The sequence below is a fragment of the Mycolicibacterium canariasense genome (assembly GCF_002101555.1).
GTDB classification, from domain to species: domain Bacteria; phylum Actinomycetota; class Actinomycetes; order Mycobacteriales; family Mycobacteriaceae; genus Mycobacterium; species Mycobacterium canariasense.
This window is the reverse complement of record NZ_LQOL01000049.1, coordinates 227,123-252,185: the sequence shown is the minus strand read 5'-3', so window position 1 is coordinate 252,185 and position 25,063 is coordinate 227,123. Positions and strand designations below refer to the sequence as shown.

Genomic DNA, 25,063 nt, shown 5'->3' with positions numbered 1-25,063 from the left:
TCAACCATGGGTCGGAAGGTGGGCTAAATGAAACTGGGTTTGCAGCTTGGTTACTGGGGCGCGCAGCCGCCGACCAACCACGCCGAACTCGTCGCGGCGGCCGAAGAAGCGGACTTCGACACCGTCTTCACCGCCGAGGCATGGGGGTCGGATGCCTACACTCCGCTGGCCTGGTGGGGCCGGGAAACGAAGCGGATGCGGCTGGGAACGTCGGTTCTGCAGTTGTCGGCGCGCACGCCGACCGCACTGGCGATGGCCGCCCTCACCCTGGACCACCTCTCTGGCGGGAGGCATATCGTCGGGCTCGGTGTGTCCGGCCCGCAGGTGGTCGAGGGCTGGTACGGCGCGAAGTTCCCCAAGCCACTGGCCCGCACCCGGGAGTACATCGACATCCTGCGCCAGGTGTGGGCGCGCGAGGCGCCCGTGCACAGCGACGGGCCGCACTACCCGCTGCCCGTGACGGGGGAGGGCACGTCGGGACTGGGCAAGAACCTCAAGCCGATCACCCACCCGCTGCGCGCGGACATCCCGGTGATGCTCGGTGCCGAAGGTCCCAAGAACGTCGCGCTGGCCGCCGAGATCTGCGACGGGTGGCTGCCGATCTTCTACTCGCCGCGCATCGCCGGCATGTACAACGAGTGGCTGGACGAGGGCTTCGCCCGGCCCGGGGCGCGGCACACCCGGGAGACCTTCGAGATCTGCGCGACCGCGCAGGTGGTGGTCACCGACGACCGGCCGGCCATCATGGAACTGATGAAGCCGCACCTGGCGCTGTACATGGGCGGGATGGGCGCCGAGGACACCAATTTCCACGCCGACGTCTACCGCCGGATGGGTTACGCGGAGGTCGTCGACGACGTCACCAAACTGTTCCGCAGCGACCGTAAAGAGGAAGCGGCCAAGATCATCCCGGACGAACTCGTGGACGACTCGGCGATCGTGGGCGACCTCGACCACGTCAAGCAACAGATCAAGGCGTGGGAGGCCGCCGGCGTCACCATGATGGTCGTCGGCGCGCGGTCGGTCGAGCAGATCCGGGACCTCGCCGCCCTGGTGTAGACACATCTTGCACGTTGTCTAGAACACGTTCTAGATTCGATGTGTGACGCAACACACCATCGCCGGCACCGTCCTGACCATGCCGGTGCGGGTGCGCACGGCACAGCAGCACATGGCGATGTTCTCGGTGGACGCCGACGCGGCCCAGCGGATGATCGACTACAGCGGCCTGCAGGTCTGCCGGTACCGGTCCGGCAAGGCCATCGTCGTGCTGATGCTGATGCATTACCTCGACACCGACCTGGGTCAGTACTACGAGTACGGCACCAACGTGATGGTCAATCCGCCGGGATCCCGTGCGACCGGTCTGCGGGCGCTGCAGTCGGCCGGTGCCTTCATCCACCACCTACCCGTGGACCAGTCGTTCACGCTGGAGGCCGGCCGGTCCATCTGGGGTTACCCGAAGGTGATGGCGGATTTCGACCTCCGCAGCGGGCCTCGCTTCGCCTTCGACGTCAGCATCGACGGCCGGTACGCCGTCGGTATGGAGTTCCGGCCGGGTCTGCCGATGCCGTCGAGGTTCACCTCGGGCACCCGGGTGCACCCCACGTACTCCCATCTCGACGGCATCACCCGCAAGACCGCCGGCGAGATGCGCATGACCGGCGTGCGCTATCGGCCGGGCGGCGCCACGGTGCGCCTCGGCGATCACCCCTACGCACGCGAACTCGCCGATCTGGGCTTCCCCAAGCGCGCGCTGTTCTCCGGCTCGGCGGCGAACGTCGACATGACTTTCGGTGACGCCGAGGAGATCTCGTGACAACAGTGCTCGCCAAGCCCGACGTCGACCTGGCCGACGGCCGTTTCTACGCAGACGGCCCGGCGGCCCGCGCGGCCTACCGGTGGATGCGGGCGAATCAGCCGGTGTTCCGGGACCGCAACGGTCAGGCCGCGGCCGCCAGCCATCAGGCGGTGCTGGATGCCGAGCGCAATCCCGAACTGTTCTCCAGCGCGGGCGGGATCCGGCCGGACCAGCCCGGTATGCCGTACATGATCGACATGGACGACCCCGCGCACCTGGTGCGGCGCAAGCTGGTCAACGCCGGGTTCACCCGCAAGCGGGTGATGGACAAACTGCCGTCCATCGAGCGGCTCTGTGACACCTTGATCGACGGCGTCTGCGAACGGGGCGAAGCGGACTTCGTCCGTGACATCGCCGCTCCGCTGCCGATGGCGGTGATCGGCGACATGCTCGGCGTGCTGCCCGAAGAGCGGGAGATGCTGCTGCAGTGGTCGGATGACCTGGTGTGCGGATTGTCTTCGCACGTCGACGAATTGACCGTCCAGAAGCTCATGGACACGTTCGCCGCCTATACCGCGTTCACCATGGACGTCATTGCCAAGCGGCGGGCCGAACCCACCGAGGACCTGTTCTCCGTACTGGTGCACTCGGAGGTGGACGGGCAGCGGATGAGCGACGACGAGATCGTCATGGAAACCCTGCTCATCCTCATCGGCGGCGACGAGACCACCCGGCACACCCTGTCCGGCGGCACCGAACAGCTGCTACGGCACCGCGACCAGTGGGAGTCGCTGGTCGCCGATGCCGATGCGCTGCCCGGCGCCATCGAGGAGATGTTGCGCTGGACCTCGCCGGTGAAGAACATGTGCCGCACCGTCACGGCGGACACCGACTTCCACGGCACGCCGCTGCAGGCCGGCGAGAAGATCATGCTGATGTTCGAGTCGGCCAACTTCGACGAATCCGTGTTCGAGAACCCGGACCAGTTCCATATCGACCGAAACCCGAACAGCCACTTGGCTTTCGGATTCGGTTCGCACTTCTGCCTGGGGAATCAGCTGGCCCGGTTGGAACTGCGGTTGATGACCGAGCGGGTGCTGCGCCGCCTGCCCGACCTGCGGCTGGCCGACGGTGCCGACGTGCCGTTGCGGCCGGCCAATTTCGTCAGTGGCCCCGAGTCGATGCCGGTGGTGTTCACTCCGGTGCCGCGGATGCTTGGCTAGGTTCGTCGGCGGCCGGCCCGGTCGACACCGATCGGGCCATCTGCAGCATGCCCGCATCGAAGCCGACTCGCGGTCGGTAGCCGAGGTCGGTGCGGGCGGCGCTGATGTCGTAGCTGCGGTCGCGGCCCATGATGGTGATCAGCCAGTTGTTCAGCGCGGGCGCGGTGGGCCTGCGCAGCAGCCGGGCGCCGGCGTCCAGCACGGCCGCGATCGGCGCGGCGACAGCCACGGGAACGCTGCGGCTGCCGGAGACGTCGACGCCCTGGGTGGCCATCAGCGCGGTGAAGAAATCGCGAATCGGCATCGGCTGTCCGTCGGTGACGTAATAGATCCCGCGGTCGCGACCGCGGGTGAGCGACAGGGTGACGGCCTCGGCGAGGTTGTCGACGTGGACCTGGTCCATGATGTGGCGGCCGTTGTCCAACCACATCCACTGTCCCTTGGCCGCCCTGTCGACGGCGTCGGCGATGGTGCCGATGCCCGGTCCCCAGATGAACGGAGGGCGCAGGATGACCAGGCTCATCCCCGGTGTGGGGGTGCCGCGCAGCGCTCGCTCGGTCTCCAGTTTGACCCGGCAATAGGCGATGTTGGGCGTGCCGTCGTCGGTGTTCTCGTCGACGACGCTGGCGCGCTGGCTGCCCAGGGAGACGCCCGCGGCGCTGATGAGGACGAATCGGGACACGCCCGCCTGTGCGGCGGCGGCGTGCAGGGCGATGGTCGGTTCGAGGTTGTCGGTGCGGAAACCCGCGTCGGGACCCCAGAAGTCCATCCGGGCGGCGGCGTGCACCACGGTGTCGACCGTGCGTAAGTGCTCCAGCCACGCCGGGGGTGGGGTTGAGCCCGACCCGGACAGCTCGGCGAGGTCGCCGCGTACCGCTTCGGCGCCGGCCTCGGTCACGGTCTCAGCGCTGGCAGCCGAGCGCGCGAGCGCCAGCACGGTATGGCCGTCGGCCCGCAGGCGGCCGATCAGATGTCGGCCGACAAAGCCACTGCCGCCCGTCAGGAAAATCTGCATGGAAGACTCCTCGTTCAGGCCTCGATGTATCAGCGTAGATGCATCGAGATAGATACATCTATACCAATAGATTGGCATCGATACACTTTGCTGTCAAGAGAGGTCACGGAGGACTGCGTTGGGGGCGAATCGATCGGGCGGCGACCAACCCACGGCCGTCGAGCTTGCGGACGCGTTCGGGCGGGTGGCGAAGATTCTGGCCAGGGAATTCGACGAACGCCTCGCCGAGGTCGGTGTTTCTTTCCCGCGGTCCCGTGTGCTGGCTGAGGTGGTCCGTTCCGGGCCGGTACGCGTCACCGACGTCGGCTACGCGGTCGGCATTGCTCAGGGCACCGCCTCCACGCTGCTCGACGCGTTGGTGCGGGAAGGCCTCGTCGTCCGGGCCGAGGACTCGGCGGATCGGCGGGTGACCAAGATGGTCGCCACGCCCAAGGGTGTGCGGCAGGCCGAACTGTGGCAACGGGCCTACCGGGCGGCCGCGGAGGATCTGTTCGCCGTACTGCCGCGCTCCCGCTGGGCCGACCTCGTCGACATCATGGCGATCCTCGGCGGCGGCCGGGCCGCGCCATCCCGCTAGATCGAACGCGTGCTGGGTAAGAGCCCGGCAAGAAATCGGCCGCGTTTCGGGCAGAGCCTTCACCCGGACCGGTCGCGGCCGCTAAAGATGGGATCCATGACCACATCAAAGGATCGGGCGGATGCGCGGGCAGACACCCGCCGGGCCATCTGGAACACCGTCAGGGGATCGTCGGGCAACCTGGTCGAGTGGTACGACGTCTACGTCTACACCGTCTTCGCGACGTACTTCGAGAAGCAGTTCTTCGACGAGGCCGACCAGAATTCGACCGTCTACGTCTACGCGATCTTCGCCGTCACCTTCCTGACCAGGCCGCTGGGCTCGTGGTTCTTCGGGCGGTTCGCCGATCGTCGCGGCCGGCGCGCCGCGCTGACCATCAGTGTGTCGCTGATGGCGCTGTGCTCGCTGGTGATCGCCCTGGTGCCCGGCCGAGAGAGCATCGGGGCGGCGGCACCGATCATCCTGATCCTGTGCCGGCTGGTGCAGGGTTTCGCCACCGGCGGGGAGTACGGCACCTCGGCCACCTACATGTCCGAGGCGGCCACCCGTGAGCGGCGCGGCTTCTTCTCGTCGTTCCAGTACGTCACGCTGGTCGGCGGTCACGTGCTGGCGCAGTTCACCCTGCTGATCATCCTCACCACGCTGAGCACCGAGCAGGTGCACGAATTCGGTTGGCGCATCGGGTTCGCCATCGGCGGTGTGGCCGCCATCGTGGTGTTCTGGCTGCGCCGCACCATGGACGAATCGTTGTCGGCCGAACAGCTGGAGGCGATCAGGGAAGGCAAGGACGACACCGCGGGATCCCTGCGGGTGCTGCTCACCCGTTACTGGAAGCCGCTGCTGTTGTGCTTCCTGATCACCCTCGGTGGGACGGTCGCTTTCTACGCCTACAGCGTGAACGCGCCGGCCATCGTCAAGGCCACCTACAAGAACGAGGCGATGACGGCCACCTGGATCAACCTCGTCGGCCTGATCTTCCTGATGCTGCTGCAGCCGGTGGGCGGGCTGATCAGTGACAAGGTGGGGCGCAAGCCGCTGCTGCTGTTCTTCGGCATCGGTGGCGTCGTCTACACCTACGTGCTGTACACCTATCTGCCACAGACGCATTCACCGATGCTGTCCTTCCTGCTGGTGGCCGTCGGTTATGTGATTCTCACCGGCTACACCTCGATCAACGCGCTGGTGAAATCCGAACTGTTCCCGGCCCGAGTTCGGGCCCTCGGTGTCGGAGTGGGCTACGCGCTGGCCAATTCGGCTTTCGGCGGCACCGCGCCGCTGATCTACCAGGCGCTCAAGGCGCGCGACCAGGTGCCGCTGTTCATCGGTTACGTGACGGTGTGTATCGCGGTGTCGTTGCTGGTGTACGTGTTCTTCCTGAAGAACAAGGCCAGCACCTATCTGGACCGCGAGCAGGGCGATGCCTTCGCGGCGGCCGGCGGTGACGATCTCAGTGATCTTCGCCGGTACAGCTGACGGCGGGCGGTGTCTCGGGTTTGCCCGCCGTCACCTCGGCGGCCCGCTGCAACAGGTCGTGCAGGGTGCTCAGCTCGTCGTGGGTCAGCGCGCTGAACATGTGTTGCTCCATGGTCGCCAGCACCTTCTCCACTTCTGCGAGCCGGGCGGCGCCGGTTTCGGTGACGACCACCGTGTGCCGGCGCCTGTCCTCGGGGGAGCGTCGACGCTCGGCCAACCCAGCGGATTCCAATTCGTTGAGCAGGATCACCACATTGGTCGGATCGATACCGAGGGAGTCGGCGAGCCCCGCCTGGCCCTGCTCGCCGAAATCTCGGAGCAGGGTGAGCGCGATGATATGCCGGGTCCGGAGGCCGACCTTGGCAATCTCGGCCTCCGCGGTACCGCGCAACCGCCGCAGAACCAGGTCCAACAGCGGTCCGAGCAGCAACTCCTGGCGCGGCGGCGTGCTCACGGCGTGAGTCTACGGGAATTCACCGGTCGCCAGTAGTGTATAGATAGTTAGTGAACCGTTGACTATCTATTGGGAGTCGATCATGTCGAATCTGTTGCACATCGATTCATCGGTGCAGGGCGATCGGTCGGTGAGCCGTCGCCTCACCGCACGCGCCGCGGAACGCTGGCTGGCCGCGCACCCCGGCGGCACCGTCACCTATCGGGACCTGGCTGCCGATCCGCTGCCGCACCTGGATCCGGCGACGTCGACCTCGTTGAGCGAGGCGTTGATCGGTGAGATCACCGCCGCCGACACGATCGTGCTCGGCCTGCCGCTCTACAACTTCGGGCCGCCGAGCACGGTGAAGGCGTGGGTTGACCACATCGTGACGGCCGGCCTGTCCTTCGACCCGGCCACCGGCGCCGGGCTGCTGGGCGGCACCGACTTCGTAGCGGTCGAGACGCGCGGCGGTGGGTACGGTCCGGGCACGCCTCGTGAAGGGTGGGATCACGCGCAGACGTGGCTGACCCACGGGGTGTCGCTGACGGGCCTGCAGCCCCGCTTCGTCGTCGTCGAGTTGACCATGGCCGAAGTCAACCCGGCCATGGCTGAGTTGAAACCCCTTGCCGCGCAAAGCCTTGCCGACGGTGAGGCGCAGATCGATGCGCTCTGGGCGCCGGCGGGTTGAGCCCTACTTCATCTTGAACTGCGGCGCCCGCTTCTCTTTGAACGCCAGCGGGCCTTCCTTGGCGTCCTCGGACAGGAACACCGCGATGCCGTTGGCGGTATCGGGCTTGAACGCGTCCAGCTCGTGCATGCCCTCGGTCTCGCGGATGGTCTTGAGGATCGCCTGCACGGCCAACGGGCCGTTGTTGTTGATCACCTCGGCGATCTCCAGCGCCTTCTCCAGCGCGGTGCCGTCGGGCACGACGTAGCCGATCAATCCGTAATCCAGTGCCTGCTGCGCGGTGATGTGCCGACCGGTCAGCAGCATGTCGCAGGCGATCGTGTACGGGATCTGGCGCACCAGGCGGACCGCCGAGCCACCCATCGGGTACAGGCTCCACTTGGCCTCCGAGATGCCGAATTTGGCGCTCTCCCCGGCGACCCGGATGTCGGTGCCCTGCAGGATCTCGGTGCCGCCCGCGATCGCCGGGCCCTCGACGGCGGCGATCAGCGGTTTGGTCAGCCGGCGGCCCTTGAGCAGCGCGTCGATGCGTGACGGGTCGTAGCTGCCGTCCTTGAACGAGTCGCCCGGCGGCTTCTTGGTGGCACCCTTGAGGTCCATGCCGGCGCAGAAGTAGCCGCCGGCGCCGGTCAGGATGCAGGTGCGGATCTCGGGATCGTCGTCGACGCGGTCCCAGGCCGCGGCCATGATCGAGAGCATCTCGCCGGAGAGGGCGTTACGCGCCTCCGGGCGGTTGAGCGTCACGATCAGAGTGTGTCCGCGCTGCTCAATGAGGGCGTCGGGCCCTTTCTCGGTCTCACTCACCTGTCGCGTCCTCCATGCAATGTAGCCCCAGACTTGTCTCGAAATGTAACACGTTCTAGTTTAGGTTCCGTGGCCCTGAATATCGCCGATCTCGCCGAGCACGCCATCGACGCTGTGCCAGACCGTGTCGCCCTCATCAGTGGCGACGAAAAACTCACCTACGCCGAGTTGGAGGAGAAGGCGAACCGATTCGCTCACTACCTGCAGGCGCAAGGCATCCAGAAGGACGACAAGGTCGGCCTGTACTGCCGCAATCGCATCGAGATCGTCATCGCGATGCTCGGCATCGTCAAGGCCGGCGCCATCCTGGTCAACGTCAACTTCCGCTACGTCGAGGGCGAACTGAAGTACCTGTTCGACAACTCGGACATGGTCGCACTGGTGCACGAGCGCCGCTATGCCGACCGGGTGGCCAACGTGCTGCCCGAGACGCCGAACGTCAAGACCGTGCTGGTCGTAGAGGATGGCACAGAAGGTCCGGCCGACGACTTCCTCAAATACGGCGGCGTCGAGTTCTACTCCGCCATCGCCGAGCACTCCCCGGAGCGCGACTTCGGGCCGCGCAGCGCGGACGACATCTACCTGCTGTACACCGGCGGCACCACCGGCTTCCCCAAGGGTGTGATGTGGCGGCACGAGGACATCTACCGGGTGCTGCTGGGCGGCACCGACTTCGCCACCGGTGAACCGCTCCAAGACGAGTACGACCTGTCCCGCCAGGCCGCGGCCAACGGGCCGATGGTGCGCTACCCGATCCCGCCGATGATCCACGGTGCCACCCAGTCGGCCACCTGGATGGCGCTGTTCTCCGGCGGCACGGTGCTGTTGGTTCCGGAGTTCAACGCCGACGAGGTATGGCAGGCCATCCACGACCACAAGGTCAACCTGCTGTTCTTCACCGGTGACGCGATGGCCCGGCCCTTGCTGGATTCGCTTCTCGCGCACCAGGACAACGGCAATCAGTTCGATCTGTCCAGCCTGTTCCTGCTGGCCAGCACCGCCGCCCTGTTCTCCACCAGTCTCAAGGAGAAGTTCCTCGAGCTGCTGCCCAACCGGGTCATCACCGACTCGATCGGCTCCTCGGAGACCGGCTTCGGCGGCACCAGCGTGGTGGCCAAGGGTCAGTCCCACACCGGCGGCCCACGGGTGACCATCGACAAGAACACGGTGGTGCTCGACGAGGACGGCAACGAGGTGGTGCCCGGGTCGGGCGTGCGCGGCATCATCGCCAAGCGCGGCCACATCCCGGTGGGCTACTTCAAGGACGAGAAGAAGACCGCCGAGACGTTCCGGACCATCAACGGTGTCCGCTACGCGATTCCCGGCGACTACGCCACCGTCGAGGCCGACGGCAGTGTGACCATGCTGGGACGCGGCTCGGTGTCGATCAACAGCGGCGGCGAGAAGATCTACCCCGAAGAGGTGGAGGCCGCGCTCAAGGGCCACCCCGACGTATTCGACGCGCTGGTGGTGGGCGTGCCCGACGAGCGCTTCGGCAATCATGTGGCCGCCGTGGTGCAGCCCCGCGAGGGCACCCGGCCGACGCTGGCCGACCTCGACGCGTTCGTACGCACCGAGATCGCGGGATACAAAGTGCCGCGCAGCCTTTGGCTGGTCGATGAGGTGAAGCGGTCGCCGGCAGGTAAGCCCGACTACCGCTGGGCCAAGGACGTCACCGAAGAGCGCCCGGCCGACGAGGTGCACGCCAAACACGTAGGAGCGAAATGAGAACCGAACTCTGCGACAAGTTCGGGATCGAATACCCGATCTTCGTCTTCACCCCGTCGGAGAAGGTGGCAGCCGCGGTCAGCAAGGCCGGCGGTCTCGGCGTGCTGGGCTGCGTGCGGTTCAACGACGCCGACGACCTGGAAGAAGTCCTGCAGTGGATGGACGCCAACACCGACGGTAAGCCGTACGGGGTGGACGTGGTGATGCCGGCGAAGATCCCCACCGAGGGCACTGCCGTCGACATCAACAAGCTGATCCCGCAGAGTCACCGCGACTTCGTCGCCAAAACCCTTGCCGATCTGGGTGTTCCGCCGCTTCCCGAGGACGAGGAGCGCAACGAGGGCGTGCTGGGCTGGCTGCACTCGGTGGCGCGCAGTCACGTCGACGTGGCGCTCAAGCACCCGATCAAGCTGATCGCCAACGCGTTGGGTTCCCCGCCGGTGGATGTCATCGAGCAGGCGCACGCCGCCGGTGTCCCGGTGGCGGCGCTGGCCGGTAGCGCCAAACACGCGCTGCGCCACGTGGAGAACGGCGTGGACATCGTCGTCGCGCAGGGGCACGAGGCGGGCGGACACACCGGCGAGATCGGATCGGTCGTCCTGTGGCCGGAGATCGTCGATGCGCTGGACGGCAAGGCGCCGGTGCTGGCGGCCGGCGGCATCGGCACCGGCAGGCAGGTGGCCGCCGCGCTGGCGCTGGGCGCCTCCGGCGTGTGGATGGGCTCGGCCTTCCTCACCTCCGCCGAGTACGACCTCGGCCACCGGGAGCCCGGCGGCACGTCGACCATCCAGGAGGCGCTGCTGCGCGCCACCACCGCGGACACGGTGCGCCGCAAGATCTACACCGGCAAGCCGGCCCGGCTGCTCAAGACCAAGTGGACCGAGGCCTGGGACGCCCCGGACGCGCCGGAACCGCTGCCCATGCCGCTGCAGAACATCCTCGTCAGCGAGGCGCACCAGCGGATGAACGAGTCGGACAATCCCGACACGGTGTCCATGCCGGTCGGTCAGATCGTGGGCCGGATGAACGAGATCCGTCCCGTCGCCGACATCATCGCCGAGTTGGTGGCCGGGTTCGAGCAGGCCACCAAGCGGCTGGACGGCATCGCCGGCGGCTAGCGCTCAGATGCCCCTGGCCCCGTCGATGCGTTCCCTGATCAGATCGGCATGACCGCAATGGCGGGCGTACTCGGCAATCATGTGGGTGTAGATCCAGCGCAGCGTCACCGCAGCGCCCATGAAGGGGCTGGTGTCGTCGAGTGCCCGGTCGGCGCAGTTGGCCTTGGCCGTGGCGATCTCGTCCTGCCAGGTCCGGTACACCGTCGCGAACGAGGTGTCGGGAGTGACGTCGAAGCCACCGGAATGCCCGTCGGGGGAGCGTTCGCCGTAGATCGGTGGAACATCCTCGCCCAATAGCACCCGACGGAACCAGTTGCGCTCGACCTCGGCCGCGTGCTGCATCAACCCCATCAACGTCAGTGTCGACGGTTCGGCACTGGCGGTGCGCAACTGGTCGTCGGTCAGGCCGGAGCATTTTTCGGCCAGGGTGCCGCGATAGAAGTCGAGCCACCCCTCGAGGTTGGTACGTTCGTCCGCGTCCAGCGGGGGTCTGGTCCGTTCGGTATCGCTCACCGGCCGGGGAGCTTCTGCACCGCTTGGATCATCGGGGTCAGCGCCTTCTGCCACCAGGCCGACGGAATGCCCAGCGGCGGATCGAGATTGAGCACTCGCGCGGTGGACACCGTCTGGGATTCCGTGTACTTGAGGATCCCGTCGGCGCCGTGGCGGCGTCCGACACCGGAGGCCTTCATGCCGCCCATCGGCGCGGCCGTGCTGCCGAACGCCAGCGCGTACCCCTCGTCGACGTTGACCGTGCCGGCCTGTAGCCGGGCCGCGATCGCCTCGCCCTCGGCTTTGGTGCCGGCCCACACGCTGGCGTTGAGACCGTATTCGGTGTCGTTGGCCTTGGTGATCGCCTCGTCGACCGAATCGACGGGGTAGATCGACACCAGCGGACCGAACGTCTCGTTGCGGCCGCATTCCATCTCGTCGGTGACGTCGGTGAGCACCGTGGGCTCGTAGAACAGCGGGCCGATATCGGGGCGGGCGTTGCCGCCGGCGATCACCTTGGCCCCCTTGGCCTTTGCGTCGTCGACATGCCCGGACACCGCCTTGATCTGGTCCTCGGAGATCAGGCTACCCATATCGGCGTTGAAGTCGTAGGTCCCGGCCAGCCTCATCGCCTTGACCTGCTTGGCGAATTTGGCGGCGAACTCGTCGGCGACCGCCCGCTCGACGTAGATCCGCTCGATGGAGATGCACAACTGCCCGGCGTTGGAGAAGCAGGCCCGGGTGGCGGCCTTGGCTGCCACGTCCAAGTTGGCGCCCTTGGTGACGATCATCGGATTCTTGCCACCCAGTTCGGCGGAAAAACCGATCAGCCGGCGGCCGCATTGCTCGGCCAGGTTCCGGCCGGTGGCGGTGGACCCGGTGAACATCAGGTAGTCACAACTCTGCACGATCGCGGTGCCGACCACCGAGCCGGGGCCCGGCACCACCGCGAACAGATCACGCGGCAGACCCGCCTGGTAGAGCAACTCGGCGTTGGCCAGCGTGCAGTACGGGGTCTGGCTGTCCGGTTTCACGACGACGGCGTTGCCGGCCAGCAGGGCGGGGATGGAATCCGAGATGGACAGCGCCATCGGGTAGTTCCACGGCGAGATCACCCCGATCACGCCCTTGGGATGGTGGTTGACCACCGTCTTGACGATCCCCGGCAGCAGGCCCTGCACCCGCTTGGTGCCCAGCAGTTTGACCGCCTCGCGCGCGTAGTAGCGCGCGTTCAGGATCACGTCGACGATTTCTTCCTGCGCGGCCGAGCGGGCCTTGCCGGTCTCGGCCTGTGCGACGTCCATCAGGAAGTCGCGGTTGGCGATCACCAGATCGCGGAACCGCTCGATGATCGCGGACCGCTCGGCGACCGGCTGCGTGGCCCACTTCTGCTGTGCGGCACGGGCTTTGGCGAACGCTGCGGTCACGTCGTCGGCGGTGCCGACCGGGATGGTGGTCAGCTCGCGTCCGGTGAACACCTCCTCGATCGGCTTGGACGGGCGCGCATCGATGTCGGCGATGGCGACCAGCTGGCGCAGTCGTGCGAAGTCGGCGGCTGATGGAGCGGGCATGGCCGACCCTCCCTTACTGATGAGTAACTAGCGGTTAAGGCCAACCTACTCGGTACCGGCGGTCACGCAAAGAGTGCTTGCCGGATTCGTGCACGACGGATCCCGACGAGACGACGATGCCCCCACGGGCACAGCCATGGAGGCATCGTCACCGTCGGGTCAGGGGGTGATGGTGGTTCCGGAGTCGATGGCGTCGGTTGCGGAGGCCACGATGTCCATCTGATCCTCGAGGCCGTCGGCGTTGAGCTGCAACACATACAGCCCGTCGCTGCCGGGGATCACCACGGTCTTCTGCGCCACGATCTTCCGCTGGCCGTCTTGGACCCAGGTGCCGCCGAGCTGGAAGGCCGGGTACTCGCCCAGCGTGCTCGTGGCACCCTCGTTCAGCGGTTCGTAACCGGACAGGTTCTGCAGCTCACCCGGCGCCAGGTCGAGGATCTTCTGCGGGTCGACATTGCCCGTCAGTTTCGACACGATCGCGACGACGCTCGGGGTGTACTCGGCGGCTTCCGGACCGGTGTAGACGATGGCGCCGTAGGCCCAGTCCGGGGTGTCGGCCCCGGCGGTGTCCCAGCCTTCCGGCACCGGCAGGTCGATGGTCGGCGATCCCGGATCGCCGCGCCTGACCTGCGTCTCCTGGATGTCGTTCTCCTTGATGTAGCTCGCGATGGTCTCGTGCGGGCCGGTCGCGTCCTCGTCGCGCGGGGCCACCTTGGGTTTACTGGTGGCCGACTTGCTGGTGGTGGTCTTCTCCGAGGACGACGCGGTGGTCGTCTCACTGCTGCTGGTCGCGGTCTTGGTATCCGAACCGCAACCCGACAGGACGACGGCGAGGGCGGTGGCCGCTGCCGCCAGGCCGGTGAGCGCAGATGCTCTCATGACATGAGCTCCTTGAAGGTCAAAGTTCTTTCCAATGCAATTACGGCAAAGGTCACCGTCGTGCATTTCCGATCGGAAGCGTAGCCCAGTCACGCGTTCACCGTGCTGAGTAGAACTACTCGAATTCGCCGGCGCGAAAACATGGCCCAAGCGGGCACGATCCCATACGATGATTGGCCCTGATCAGCGCGGTTCCGGTGAGCTTTCCGCGGTCGACATAAATGGTCTGTGCCGTCAGATAACCGGATGAATTCGATGCCGAGAATATCGCCGCGTGTGCCATTTCATCGACATCGCCGTCGCGCCCCGTCAGGGCACGGTCGGCCGTTCGATGGCGTGCACGGGATCAGCGCAGTCGGTCGCCTCGGCCGACAGCGCACGCTTGAGCACCTTGAACGTTTCCGTGCGGGGCAGCGCGGTGCTGACCCGGACGAACGACGGCCACTGTTTGGGGCCGAGATCGGACTGTGCAGCGAGGAACGTGACGAACGCGGTGGTGTCGAACGTCGCGCCGGGTGCGGGCACCACGGCCGCCATCACCCGGTCGCCCACCACCGGGTCGGGGATGGGGTAGACCGCCGCCTCGGCGATCTCGGGATGCCGCAGCAAGATCCGCTCGATCGGCGCGGTGCCGAGGTTCTCGCCGTCGACGCGCATCCAATCACCAAGACGCCCGGCGAAATAGACGAAACCCGCCTCGTCCCGGTAGGCGAGGTCACCGGTGTGGTACACCCCGCCCGCCATGCGTTCGGCCTCGGCCTCGGGAGCGTTGTAGTAGCCGCGGAACCATCCGGGTCCGGTCGGGTTGACGATCTCGCCCACCACGCCGGGCGGGCACGGTCGCCCGGTCTCCACGTCCACGATGGCCACCTCGTCGGTCAGCGGGCCCAGCGATCCGTCCGGGGTGTCCGGGGTGCGTGCGATCGCCACACCGCCTTCGGTGGAACCGAATCCGTCGATCACCCGCACACCGAACCGGTCGGCGAAGCGGATCAGGTCCCGCGGTGCGCCCTCGTTGCCGTAGAGGTACTTCAGCGGGTTGTCCGCGTCGTCGGGTTGCGCCGCGGTGGCCAGGATGTAGGACAGCGGTTTGCCCACGTAGTTCGCGTAGGTGGCGCCGTAGCGGCGCACATCCGGGATGAACTGCGAGGCCGAGAATTTGCGCCGCAACGCGATCGAGGCGCCCGCGGCCACGGCGACGGCCCAGCCCGCCATGATCGCGTTGGAGTGGAACAGCGGCATGGCCAGGTAGCAGGTATCGGCCGGGCCGAGGCCGAACCGTTCGGCCAGCATCCGGCCGGGGAAGGCCACCTTGTCGTGCGTGACGCGGACGGCCTTGGGCTCGCCGCTGGTGCCGGAGGTGAAGATCAGCATGAACAGGTCGTCGGGGGAGCACTCGGCGAAGGTCACCGCGGCGCCGGCGTGGCCGGCCAGTTCGGCCGCCCATTGCGGGGATTCGATGTCGATATGGTCCACACCGTCCGGCAGTTCCGCGCCGGCGTCGGTGAGCACGACCTGACAGTCCGCGCGTTCGACATCGCGGGCCAGCGCCGCGCCGCGGCGGGTCGGGTTCAGGCCCACCGGCACCAGGCCCGACATCCCCGCGGCGACCAGCACGGTGGAGAAGAACGGCGTATTGCCCAGCAGCACACCGATATGCGGGGGGCGGTCCGGGTCGAGCCGGGCCCGCAGGGCGGACGCCAACGTCGCCGCCGCCGCGATGTGGTCCTGCCAGCTGGTGAACTCGTCGCCGTAGTGCACGCCGCGGTCGGTGACGCCGACCAATGGCGCCAGTAGGGCGCCAACGGTGTCGGCCATCTATACCGGCGTGCCGGACAGCTCGCGCCCGATCCGCAGCAGCTGCCCGGTGGCCCCGCCGAGGGTGAACTCGGTTTGCTTGGCGGCCAGGAAGTAGCGGTGGATCGGGTGATCCATGTCGATGCCGACACCGCCGTGCACGTGCACCGTGGTGTGCGCGACGCGGTGGCCGGCGTCGGCCGCCCAGAATGCGGCGCTGGCCACGTCGATATCCGCGGGGAGATCCTCGGAAAGGCGCCAGGCGGCCTGGGTGAGGGTCGAGCGCAACGCCTTGACGTCGATGTAGCCGTCGGCCAATCGTGCCGACACCGCCTGGAAGCTGCCGATGGGCCGGTCGAATTGTTCGCGCTCACGCGCGTAGAGGGCGGTCAGCTCCAGCGCCCGCTCCAGCACGCCGAGCTGGAAGGCGCTGCGACCCAAGGCGCTGTGCACCGTCAGCCAGTCGAGTACCTCGTGCCCGCCGACGATCCGGGCGGCGTCGACGGTGGTGCCGCCGAATTCCAGATGTCCGACGCTGCCGTGGCCGGTGGTGTCCAGGGTGCTGACCGTGACGCCGGGGTCGTCCGCGGCGATGAGGAACACCTGTGTGCCGGAGGCCGTTTCGGCGGGGACCAGGAACGCGTCGGCCACCGGGCCGTAGGGCACCTGGGTACGTGTCCCGGTCAACCGGAAACCGGGTCCGGCAGTACTTTCGGTGGCGGCCTGAACCGGCCCCTCACCCATCTCACCGTCGAGGGCCACCGTGACGATCTTGGCGCCGTTGACCGCGGGTGCGGCCCAATCTTGTTGCAGGGCTGCGGAGCCGAACCTGGCCAGCGCGCCGGCGGCCAGCACGGCGGATTCCAGATAGGGCACCGCGGCCAGCTGGCGCCCCAGTGCGGTCAGCACGGCGGTCTGCTCGAGCACGCCGAATCCGCCACCGCCGACGGATTCCGGTGCGGCGGTGGAAAGTACGTCGGCGTCGATCAGTTTGCCCCACAGCTCGCGGTCGAAGCGTTGCTCGAGCCCGTCGAGGGCGCGCTGGTGCTCGGGGGTGCACACCGACTCGGTGATGGTGCGGACCAGGCCGCCCAGATCGGTCGAGGCCTCAGTAGGGGTGAAGTCCATGTGAAGTCTCCTCTTAACGGTTCACTCGGGGCAGGCCGAGCGCGACCATGCCGATGATGTCGCGCTGGATCTCGTTGGTGCCACCGCCGAAGGTCAGGATGAGGCAGGAGCGGTGCATCCGCTCCACGCGGCCGCGCAGCAGTGCGCCGGGCGATCCGGTGCGCAGCGTCGCCGAGGTGCCGAGCACCTCCATGAGCAGCCGGTAAGCCTCGGTGGCCAGTTCGGTGCCGTACACCTTGGCCGCGGATGCATCGGCGGGGGAGGGCGCGACGTCCTCAGCCGACGCGAGCTCCCAGTTGATCAGCTTGAGCACCTCGGCCTTGGCGTGCACGCGGGCCAGGTTCAGCTGCACCCATTCCGAGTCGATCAGCCGCTTGCCGTGCACATCCTTGGTGTTCTGCGCCCACTCACGAACCCCGTTGAGCGCCACGAAGATCGGCTGGGCGGACACCAGGGCGACGCGCTCGTGGTTGAGCTGGTTGGTGACCAGCTTCCAGCCGGCGTTCTCCTCGCCGACCAGGCTGCTGACGGGAACGCGCACATCCTGGTAATAGGTGGCGCTGGTGTCCACGCCGGACATGGTGTGCACGGGTGTCCAGGAGAAGCCCTCGGCGGACGTCGGCACGATCAGCATCGAGATCCCGCGGTGCTTCTTGGCCTCCGGGTTGGTGCGCACCGCCAGCCACACGTAGTCGGCATACGCGATCAGGCTGGTCCACATCTTCTGGCCGTTGATCACGTACTCGTCACCGTCGCGCACCGCGGTGGTGCGCAGCGACGCCAGGTCGGTGCCGGCGCCCGGCTCGGAGTAGCCGATGGAGAAATGCAGTTCACCGGCGGCGATCTTGGGCAGGAAGAACTTCTTCTGTTCCTCGGTGCCGAAGTGCATGATCGTCGGCGCCACGCTGTTGATGGTCAGGAACGGCACCGGCACGTTGGCGATCGCGGCCTCGTCGTTGAAGATCAGGCTCTCCATCGGTGTGCGGGCCTGGCCGCCGTATTCGGTGGGCCAGTTCAGCGTGAGCCAACCGTCCTTGCCCATCTGCGCGACGGTCTCGCGATAGACGTTGCCGCGCCCCATCTCGCCGTCGCTGGCGGCCAGCGCCTCGGCCCGCTCGGGTGTCATCAGTTTGGTGAAGTACGCCCGCAGTTCACGGCGCAACTCCTCCTGCTCGGCGGTGTAACCGATCCGCATGTCGATGTCCTCACTGTCGGGCTGGGCGGGGATGCCTCGGGAAATGCATGGTGGAATTGGAGGTGCTCACGGGCACCTTTTCCCAACCGGTTGTAACACGTTCTAGTCTTGGGGTCCAGGGCGGTATGGTTAGCCGGCACGGCGGCAGGACCGCACGGGCCTTGGACATGGAGTGCATGAAGGCACGAGGAGGTTGTCATGCGTGTGGAAGTCGACCGCGATCGTTGCGAAGGCAACGCGGTATGCGTGGGTATTGCCCCCGACCTGTTCGATCTGGATGACGACGACTATGCCGTGGTCACGGCGGACCCGGTACCGGCAGACCAGGAGGACCTGGCCGAGCAGTCCATCGCCGAATGCCCGCGCGCAGCCCTGATCCGAAAAGACTAGAGGTATTCATAAATTGAGTTCATCAGCTGAGAGTTCCGCCGCGCTCGACCTCTCCGGCAAGGTCGCCGTGGTGACCGGCGCGGCGGCCGGGCTGGGCCGGGCCGAGGCGATCGGGCTGGCCCGCGCCGGCGCCACCGTGGTGGTCAACGACATGGCCGCCGCGCTGGACAACTCCGACGTGCTCGACGAGATCGCCGCGGCCGGGTCCAAGGGCGTGGCCGTCGCCGGTGACATCAGCGCGCGCAGCACCGCCGACGAGTTGGTGTCCACCGCCGATGGCCTCGGCGGCTTGGGCATCGTCGTCAACAATGCCGGCATCACCCGGGACAAGATGCTGTTCAACATGTCCGATGAGGACTGGGACGCGGTGATCGCGGTGCACCTGCGCGGGCACTTCCTGCTGACGCGGAACGCCGCGGCGTATTGGCGGGCCAAGGCCAAGGAGTCCGCCGACGGCCAGGTGTACGGGCGCATCGTCAACACGTCGTCGGAGGCCGGGCTGGCCGGACCGGTGGGGCAGGCCAACTACGGTGCGGCCAAGGCCGGGATCACGGCATTGACGCTGACCGCCGCCCGGGGGCTGAGCCGGTACGGGGTGCGGGCCAATGCCATCGCGCCGCGGGCCCGTACCGCCATGACCGCCGACGTGTTCGGCGACGCGCCGGAGCTGGCCGACGGTCAGGTCGACGCGCTGTCGCCCGAGCACGTGGTGACCTTGGTGACCTACCTCTCCTCGCCGGCGGCCGATGCCGTCAACGGACAGCTGTTCATCGTCTACGGCCCGACGGTCACCCTGGTTGCCGCACCCACGGTCGCTCAGCGATTCCAGGCCACTGGTGACGCCTGGGACCCGGCCGAGCTGAGCTCGGCACTCGGAGGTTTCTTTGCTGAGCGCGATCCGGAAATAGGATTCTCGGCTACTGCGCTAATGGGTTCTTGAATTCGAAAGCAGCGTATCCGCGCCGTCGGCAGCCACTAGAACACGTTCTAGAATGATGCCGGTCACACACGTCCTGACCAGCAAAAATAAGATGTTTTGGTGAAGATTGCCGTTCTTTGACACTGTGAACGTGTTCTAGTTACTATGAGCCCGCTCACTAAGGGCAGCGCGCAGACCAGGGGTGGAAAGGCCGCCGGAGCGAACGGATACCCGCTATATTCGGGCTCTTCGCCAACGCGGCGTGCTCATCCCTCAACCGAGAACGGAGCCGAGGTTGATCGAACAGCTTGCGGCTCCGGCGCGAGCCGTGGGTGGGTTCTTCGAGATGACCATCGACACCTTCGTCAAGATGTGGCAGCGGCCCTTCCAGTTCCGGGAGTTCCTCGACCAGACCTGGATGATCGCCCGGGTGTCGCTGGTCCCGACGCTGCTGGTGTCCATCCCGTTCACCGTGCTGGTCGCCTTCACCCTCAACATCCTGCTGCGTGAGATCGGCGCGGCCGATCTGTCCGGGGCGGGAACCGCCTTCGGCACCATCACCCAGCTCGGCCCGGTGGTGACGGTGCTCGTCGTGGCCGGCGCCGGGGCCACCGCCATCTGCGCGGACCTGGGTGCTCGAACCATCCGCGAAGAGATCGACGCGATGCGGGTGCTGGGCATCGACCCGATCCAGCGGCTGGTGGTTCCTCGCGTGCTGGCGTCGACGTTCGTGGCGCTGCTGCTCAACGGCCTGGTCTGTGCGATCGGCCTGGCGGGCGGCTACGTGTTCTCGGTGTTCCTGCAGGGCGTGAATCCGGGTGCGTTCATCAACGGGCTGACCATCCTGACCGGACTGGGCGAATTGGTGCTGGCCATGTTCAAGGCGGTGCTGTTCGGTTTGATGGCCGGTCTGGTCGGCTGCTATCGCGGCCTGACGGTGCAGGGCGGCCCCAAGGGTGTGGGCATCGCGGTCAACGAGACCGTGGTGTACGCCTTCATCTGTCTGTTCGTCATCAACGTCATCCTGACCGCCGTGGGCGTCCGAGTGCTGGAGCGGTAGGCCGCCATGAGCTATGACGTGACGCTTCGTGTGCGCCGCTTCTTCCGCGGCGTACCGCGAGCCGTGGACAGCGTCGGTGAACAGGCGCTGTTCTACGGCGAGACGATGCGCTACATCCCCAACGCCGTCACCCGCTACCGCAAGGAGACCATCCGGCTGGTCGCCGAGATGACGATGGGTGCCGGCGCTTTGGTGATGATCGGCGGCACCGTCGGGGTCGCGGCCTTCCTCACCCTGGCCTCCGGTGGCGTCATCGCCGTGCAGGGGTATTCATCGCTGGGCAACATCGGTATCGAGGCGCTCACCGGCTTCCTGTCGGCGTTTCTCAACGTACGCATCGTGGCACCGGTCATCGCCGGTATCGCCCTGGCCGCCACCATCGGTGCAGGCACCACCGCGCAGCTGGGTGCGATGCGGGTCGCCGAGGAGATCGACGCGGTCGAAGCGATGGCGGTGCACGCCGTGTCGTATCTGGTGTCCACCCGGCTGATCGCCGGATTGATCGCGATCGTCCCGCTGTACTCGCTGTCGGTGCTGGCCGCGTTCTTCGCGGCCCGGTTCACCACCGTGTTCATCAACGGGCAGTCGGCCGGTCTGTACGACCACTACTTCAACACCTTCTTGATACCCACCGACCTGCTGTGGTCGTTCCTGCAGGCGATCGTCATGTCGATCGCGGTGATGCTGGTGCACACGTATTACGGATACAACGCCTCCGGCGGGCCGGTCGGGGTGGGTATCGCCGTCGGCCAGGCCGTGCGCACCTCGCTGATCGTCGTCGTGACCATCACCCTGTTCATCTCGCTCGCCGTGTACGGCGCGTCCGGCAACTTCAACCTCTCCGGGTAGGGCCGAATCAGCCGAGCATCCGGGTGGCCACCGCCCATTGCCGGGCCGCGATGCGCGCCTTCCACTGCGCCGCCGTGACGGTGCTGTCCGCGTAGAACGGCAGCGAGGTCGGCAGCGAACCGACGTCGACCACCTCCGCACGCGGACCGTCGGCGGGACCGATCTCGCGGTCGCAGCGTTGCCACCGGAACTTCATGAAGCCACGGCGATGCCCGACGGTCTCGATCCAGTTCGCCACGCCGGGGTTCTGCTCGCTGATGACCAGCCGGATGTTGCCGTCGGGGTCGACGTGCGACTGATGCGCGTTCAGCGATGTCTGATGGTTGATGTAGTCCAGCGACACGTACCACGTGCTGCCCAGCTGAAAACCTTGGTAGGGCGCATTCGACCGGGGCACCGTCACGACGAGCGCCTGGTGCGGCTCAAGCTCGAAAAACCCCACCGAGGAGAACTGTGTCGTGAGGCCGCCCGGTGTGACCCGGGGTGGTTCGAACACGTTCGGCGGGTTGTTGAGGTAGAACCACTGCGGAAATTGCAGCCAGGTCTTGATCCGATTGATCAGATGCATTCCGGCGGCGGTGTACCGCCCCGCGATGAAGTCCTCGGTGAACGCGGGTGCCGCGGCACCGACGGAGTCGGCGCGGCCGACGGCGACGGTCCCGCGACGCTCGGCCCAATCGTTGTAAGCCTCGCGCACGATGAGCTGGGCCGGTCCCGGACGCATCGCCAGATGACCGGAACAGCCGTCCACCGGTTCGGCGCCGATGCTCATCCGGAAGCTGCCGTCGTCGGTGATTTGCAGGCTGCGGTCGTCGAAGGCGTTCAGGTTCCCCGGCACCGAACTGTCACTGTAGGAACCATCCAACAACTGGAAGTTCAGATCGACGGTGCTGCCCCGGGTCCCGCTGAGCACGTAGCTGTGACGACCGTCGAGCTGCGTCGCGAAATACAGGAAATCGGGATTGTCGAGCCCCATCTTGGTGAATGGCCCGGTGCCGCTGAGCAGCATCGGATGCTCCTCACTGAAGTTGAACACCAGGTGCAACGATGCGGCGATCCCACCGGCGAGATACTGAAGCCCCTCCAGCACATCGGATTCCGATTCGATATGGGGCGCGGACCGAACGAGTCGCTCCGCCTCTGCGATGGCGTCTGCGAACGGTCGGGTCAACGGGTCGTCATGTGGCACGGACACCTCCGGGTTCGTGACCCACCGCGAAATGAGCGGCATAACGGTGATAGGCGTCGTCGACCTGCGCCACGCTGAGCCCGAACTGCTCGAGGCTGTATTCGTGGGTGCCGTGCCGATTCTGGGGTTGCTCGTCGAGCGCGGCGGCCATCGCCTGGCGGGCAGCCGGTGTCACCGCTCGCCCCTCCGCTCGGTAGATCGCCTCGACGACGCCTATCGGGTCCGCGAGCAGGTCCCGGTAGTACACGTCGACGAAGGTGGCGGTGGCAGTACGGCGGACTGTCATGGCGCGCTCGATCATCGCGGCATTCTTCGCGAGCCAATACCGGGCCAGCCGCTGATGGTCCACCCGTGCGCTGAACAGCGCTTGGTAATGGGCCAGCATGCTCGATGAGGAGGCCGTGGTCTGGGCCGGGTCTCGGTGCGCCCACACCACCACGGCGCAGGGGAAGGTGCGCAGCAGGACGTCGAGGTGCTCCAGATGCGCAGGTGATTTCAGCACCCAGCGTCCGCGCGGTTTCTGCCAATCCAGGACCTGCAGCAGCAACCGGTGCAATGCGTATGCAGCGGTCATGTCCTCACCGGTCAGCCACCGCCCGTACGTCGGGACGTGGAACATGACCTCGGCCATCTGGCTGTGTAATGAGTAATCGAGCAGTAGTACATCTTCTTCCGGCGCCGCCGCCTCCGCCGCGTGAATCGCGAAGAACTGCGGTTGCAGATAGCGCAGTACCCGTTCTTCCTTGGCGGCCAATGCGACTCGGGCATCCGGACGTCCTGGAACCTGGTTCGGGTCGGGGAGGGGGTGGGCGCCCTCCCACGAGCGCATGGAGCCCGCCGCGGGATCGGCGGCCAACAGCCGGTGCAGCAACGTCGTCCCGGTGCGCTGTAGCCCGACGATGACGACCGGGGGTGGTACCGGTCGGGCCGCGATCTCGGGATGGCTTTGCAGGAGCCTGCCCAACCGCAGCCGGGTGGCGAGCATCCGCCTGAGCCTCACCTGGACCATCTTGCGGCCCATGAAGCTCAGGTCGGCTTCGGCTCGCAATGACGCGGTGAGCACATCGAGCGCTTCGTCGAGGTAGGCATCCTCGACCCAGTCGATGCCCGTCACCCGGCTCGCGGACTCGCGCAGCCACCCGGCGTCCAGGCTCGGCACCGCCCCCAACGCGGTGAGCGGTACGCCGAGACTGTTGATTGCCCGGACCGGCCAGCGGGCCGCCATGTCGACGGTAGTCACGACAACCGGATGTGGGTGTCAGCAACCGGCTGGACCTTCGCCATCCAGGAATCCCGGTAATAGTTCATGCTCAGCCGCCATGGCGGTTTCGAACCTTGCCGCGGCAGGGTGTCCAGCACCCGCTGCACATAACCCGGCCGGTATTGAGTGAACGGTTCGAGCTGCACCGACTCGTCGAGATGCGGAGTGGCGCACGATATGTCGTTCTCGGCCATGTGGTTGAGCAATCTGCTCACGTACCGGGACACGATATCGGCCTTGAGTGTGTAGGTGGCCGCTTGATAACCCACCGTGAATGCAAAATTCGGCACGCCGTCGAGCATCATGCCCTTGTAGCAGACCGTGTCGGTGAGATCGATCGGCCGGTCGTCCAGGTACAGGTCGACCCCGCCGAAGAGCCGCATGTGGAAGCCGGTCGCCGTGACCACGATATCGGCCGGGATGTGTTCGCCGGTGCTGAGGAACAGGCCGTCCCGGTCGAAACGGTCGATCTCGCCGGTGACCATGGTGAGGTCGCCCCGCCCGATCGACTTGAACAGATCACCGTCGAGGATGAGGCACAATCGGTTGTCCCAGATCTTGTACCTCGGCCGGAAATGCTTGTCCACGTCGTAGTCCGGTGGCAGCTCGCGTTTGGTGCGTCCGATGATGGCTTCGCCCATACGCTTCGGGACCTTCCGGGCCATGTAGAGCGACAACGTCATCATCGACACGTTCTTGACCCTGATAACCGAATACGCTGCCCGCCGGGGGAGCCAGCGCAGCAGGAGGTTCGCAAACCGGTCCCGGCGCGGCCGGCTCACCACGTAGGTAGGTGACCGCTGTACCAGGCTCACGTGACCGGCTTCCTCGGCCAGCCGGGGTGCCAGGGTCATCGCCGTAGCGCCGCTGCCGATGACGGCTATGCGTTTGCCGGTGACCGTGAGGTCATCGGGCCATTGTTGTGGGTGCACCACCGGTCCTGCGAACTCGTCGATTCCGTGGAATTCCGGAAGGTAGCCGCCGTCGTAGCGGTAATAACCGGTGCAGGCCATCAGGAAGGAGCAGGTGAGCTGTCGCGGACCATCCGGGGTGTCCACTTCGACGGTCCATCTGTTGTGCCGTGAGGACCAGCGCGCAGCGTGCACGTGGTTGCCGAATCGGATGAACGGCGTGATGTTCTCCTGATCTGCAACCTGTTTCAGATACGACAGGATGACCTCACCGCCGACGATGGCGTCCTCCCTGGTCCACGGAGCGAAGGAGAAACCGAGCGTGTACATGTCAGAATCGCAACGCACCCCGGGATACCGGAACAGGCTCCATGTTCCACCCAGCTCCGAACGGCCCTCCAACACAACCATGTCCAGGGCGGGGCAGTGCTTTCGCAGATGCCAGGCCGCACTGATACCCGCGATACCGGCACCCACCACGATAACGTCGACATGTTCGGGTTCTGCGCTGTTCATCTGATCTCCGGTGGGTTCGGGCGCCATTGGCCGTACTGTGCTG

At 66.6% G+C, this 25,063-nt stretch carries 25 protein-coding genes; 12 read left to right on the top strand and 13 right to left on the bottom strand.

Annotated elements, in window-relative coordinates:
• The first annotated feature begins 27 nt into the window (after nt 1-27).
• The 3 genes from AWB94_RS13915 to AWB94_RS13905 are packed head-to-tail and all read left to right on the top strand — an operon-like array spanning nt 28 to nt 3,024.
• Nucleotides 28-1,059, top strand: a complete 1,032-nt coding sequence (locus AWB94_RS13915; RefSeq protein WP_062655873.1) for an LLM class F420-dependent oxidoreductase — start codon at nt 28-30, stop codon at nt 1,057-1,059.
• A gap of 43 nt (nt 1,060-1,102) precedes the next feature.
• On the top strand, nt 1,103-1,819 hold the full coding sequence (locus AWB94_RS13910) for an acetoacetate decarboxylase family protein (protein ID WP_062655872.1): 717 nt from the start codon (nt 1,103-1,105) through the stop codon (nt 1,817-1,819).
• A complete protein-coding gene (locus tag AWB94_RS13905) occupies nt 1,816-3,024 on the top strand; it encodes a cytochrome P450 (RefSeq protein ID WP_062655871.1) in 1,209 nt (402 codons plus the stop codon). The genes AWB94_RS13910 and AWB94_RS13905 overlap by 4 nt, the downstream gene beginning before the upstream one ends.
• Here the strand turns inward: AWB94_RS13905 and AWB94_RS13900 are convergent.
• Nucleotides 2,996-4,039: an NAD-dependent epimerase/dehydratase family protein gene (locus AWB94_RS13900; protein WP_062655870.1), complete on the bottom strand. Its 1,044-nt coding sequence runs from the start codon at nt 4,037-4,039 to the stop codon at nt 2,996-2,998. The two genes, AWB94_RS13905 and AWB94_RS13900, sit on opposite strands and share 29 nt — an antisense overlap.
• 118 nt (nt 4,040-4,157) lie before the next feature.
• On the opposite strand from AWB94_RS13900, the gene AWB94_RS13895 reads away from it, so the two are divergent.
• Nucleotides 4,158-4,616 (top strand): MarR family winged helix-turn-helix transcriptional regulator, encoded by a 459-nt coding sequence (locus AWB94_RS13895; RefSeq protein WP_062655869.1) that lies wholly within the window; start codon nt 4,158-4,160, stop codon nt 4,614-4,616.
• 87 nt (nt 4,617-4,703) lie between these two features.
• Nucleotides 4,704-6,089 carry an MFS transporter gene (locus AWB94_RS13890; RefSeq protein ID WP_109762082.1) on the top strand — a complete coding sequence of 462 codons (1,386 nt, stop codon included), beginning with the start codon at nt 4,704-4,706 and terminating at the stop codon, nt 6,087-6,089.
• Here AWB94_RS13890 and AWB94_RS13885 read toward each other — a convergent pair.
• On the bottom strand, nt 6,064-6,543 hold the full coding sequence (locus tag AWB94_RS13885) for a MarR family winged helix-turn-helix transcriptional regulator (RefSeq protein WP_062655867.1): 480 nt from the start codon (nt 6,541-6,543) through the stop codon (nt 6,064-6,066). The two genes, AWB94_RS13890 and AWB94_RS13885, sit on opposite strands and share 26 nt — an antisense overlap.
• 82 nt (nt 6,544-6,625) lie before the next feature.
• Here AWB94_RS13885 and AWB94_RS13880 point away from each other — a divergent pair, with 82 nt between their 5' ends.
• Nucleotides 6,626-7,213: an FMN-dependent NADH-azoreductase gene (locus tag AWB94_RS13880; RefSeq protein ID WP_062655866.1), complete on the top strand. Its 588-nt coding sequence runs from the start codon at nt 6,626-6,628 to the stop codon at nt 7,211-7,213.
• Between the two features lie 3 nt (nt 7,214-7,216).
• Here AWB94_RS13880 and AWB94_RS13875 read toward each other — a convergent pair whose 3' ends face one another.
• On the bottom strand, nt 7,217-8,017 hold the full coding sequence (locus AWB94_RS13875) for a crotonase/enoyl-CoA hydratase family protein (RefSeq protein WP_062655865.1): 801 nt from the start codon (nt 8,015-8,017) through the stop codon (nt 7,217-7,219).
• A gap of 69 nt (nt 8,018-8,086) precedes the next feature.
• On the opposite strand from AWB94_RS13875, the gene AWB94_RS13870 reads away from it, so the two are divergent.
• Both AWB94_RS13870 and AWB94_RS13865 read left to right on the top strand, forming a co-directional pair.
• On the top strand, nt 8,087-9,745 hold the full coding sequence (locus AWB94_RS13870; RefSeq protein WP_062655864.1) for a medium/long-chain-fatty-acid--CoA/3-oxocholest-4-en-26-oate--CoA ligase: 1,659 nt from the start codon (nt 8,087-8,089) through the stop codon (nt 9,743-9,745).
• Nucleotides 9,742-10,863 carry an NAD(P)H-dependent flavin oxidoreductase gene (locus AWB94_RS13865; protein ID WP_062655863.1) on the top strand — a complete coding sequence of 374 codons (1,122 nt, stop codon included), beginning with the start codon at nt 9,742-9,744 and terminating at the stop codon, nt 10,861-10,863. The genes AWB94_RS13870 and AWB94_RS13865 overlap by 4 nt, the downstream gene beginning before the upstream one ends.
• Before the next feature lie 3 nt (nt 10,864-10,866).
• Here AWB94_RS13865 and AWB94_RS13860 read toward each other — a convergent pair whose 3' ends face one another.
• The 7 genes from AWB94_RS13860 to AWB94_RS13835 form a co-directional block, all read right to left on the bottom strand.
• Complete coding sequence (locus AWB94_RS13860) at nt 10,867-11,376, bottom strand: DinB family protein (RefSeq protein WP_062655862.1); 510 nt, start codon at nt 11,374-11,376, stop codon at nt 10,867-10,869.
• On the bottom strand, nt 11,373-12,926 hold the full coding sequence (locus tag AWB94_RS13855) for a succinic semialdehyde dehydrogenase (RefSeq protein WP_062655861.1): 1,554 nt from the start codon (nt 12,924-12,926) through the stop codon (nt 11,373-11,375). The genes AWB94_RS13860 and AWB94_RS13855 overlap by 4 nt, the downstream gene beginning before the upstream one ends.
• Before the next feature lie 159 nt (nt 12,927-13,085).
• Nucleotides 13,086-13,805, bottom strand: coding sequence for an envelope biogenesis lipoprotein LpqN (lpqN, locus tag AWB94_RS13850; RefSeq protein WP_062655860.1), 720 nt, complete (start codon nt 13,803-13,805; stop codon nt 13,086-13,088).
• A gap of 115 nt (nt 13,806-13,920) precedes the next feature.
• The gene (locus AWB94_RS34165) at nt 13,921-14,088 is read right to left on the bottom strand and encodes a hypothetical protein (RefSeq protein ID WP_234811733.1); all 168 of its coding nucleotides are present in this window, start codon (nt 14,086-14,088) and stop codon (nt 13,921-13,923) included.
• A 26-nt stretch (nt 14,089-14,114) separates the two neighbouring features.
• Complete coding sequence (gene fadD17, locus AWB94_RS13845; protein WP_062655859.1) at nt 14,115-15,623, bottom strand: long-chain-fatty-acid--CoA ligase FadD17; 1,509 nt, start codon at nt 15,621-15,623, stop codon at nt 14,115-14,117.
• Nucleotides 15,624-16,730: an acyl-CoA dehydrogenase family protein gene (locus tag AWB94_RS13840; protein WP_062655858.1), complete on the bottom strand. Its 1,107-nt coding sequence runs from the start codon at nt 16,728-16,730 to the stop codon at nt 15,624-15,626. It abuts the gene before it with no gap.
• 13 nt (nt 16,731-16,743) lie between these two features.
• On the bottom strand, nt 16,744-17,925 hold the full coding sequence (locus AWB94_RS13835; RefSeq protein WP_062655857.1) for an acyl-CoA dehydrogenase family protein: 1,182 nt from the start codon (nt 17,923-17,925) through the stop codon (nt 16,744-16,746).
• Nucleotides 17,926-18,123: 198 nt separating this feature from the next.
• Here AWB94_RS13835 and AWB94_RS13830 point away from each other — a divergent pair, with 198 nt between their 5' ends.
• From AWB94_RS13830 to AWB94_RS13815, 4 genes are all read left to right on the top strand, one after another.
• Nucleotides 18,124-18,315, top strand: a complete 192-nt coding sequence (locus tag AWB94_RS13830) for a ferredoxin (RefSeq protein ID WP_062655856.1) — start codon at nt 18,124-18,126, stop codon at nt 18,313-18,315.
• Between the two features lie 13 nt (nt 18,316-18,328).
• The gene (locus AWB94_RS13825; protein ID WP_062655855.1) at nt 18,329-19,255 is read left to right on the top strand and encodes a 3-oxoacyl-ACP reductase; all 927 of its coding nucleotides are present in this window, start codon (nt 18,329-18,331) and stop codon (nt 19,253-19,255) included.
• A gap of 274 nt (nt 19,256-19,529) precedes the next feature.
• On the top strand, nt 19,530-20,294 hold the full coding sequence (locus AWB94_RS13820; RefSeq protein ID WP_062655854.1) for an MlaE family ABC transporter permease: 765 nt from the start codon (nt 19,530-19,532) through the stop codon (nt 20,292-20,294).
• 6 nt (nt 20,295-20,300) lie between these two features.
• Entirely contained in the window at nt 20,301-21,143 is an 843-nt protein-coding gene (locus AWB94_RS13815) for an MlaE family ABC transporter permease (protein WP_062655853.1), read from the top strand.
• A gap of 7 nt (nt 21,144-21,150) precedes the next feature.
• Here the strand turns inward: AWB94_RS13815 and AWB94_RS13810 are convergent, their stop codons facing one another.
• The 3 genes from AWB94_RS13810 to AWB94_RS13800 are packed head-to-tail and all read right to left on the bottom strand — an operon-like array spanning nt 21,151 to nt 25,020.
• Nucleotides 21,151-22,314, bottom strand: a complete 1,164-nt coding sequence (locus AWB94_RS13810; protein WP_062656136.1) for a hypothetical protein — start codon at nt 22,312-22,314, stop codon at nt 21,151-21,153.
• Between the two features lie 7 nt (nt 22,315-22,321).
• Nucleotides 22,322-23,557 (bottom strand): sulfotransferase family protein, encoded by a 1,236-nt coding sequence (locus AWB94_RS13805; protein ID WP_062655852.1) that lies wholly within the window; start codon nt 23,555-23,557, stop codon nt 22,322-22,324.
• An 11-nt stretch (nt 23,558-23,568) separates the two neighbouring features.
• Complete coding sequence (locus tag AWB94_RS13800) at nt 23,569-25,020, bottom strand: flavin-containing monooxygenase (protein WP_062656135.1); 1,452 nt, start codon at nt 25,018-25,020, stop codon at nt 23,569-23,571.
• Between the last annotated feature and the right edge of the window lie 43 nt (nt 25,021-25,063).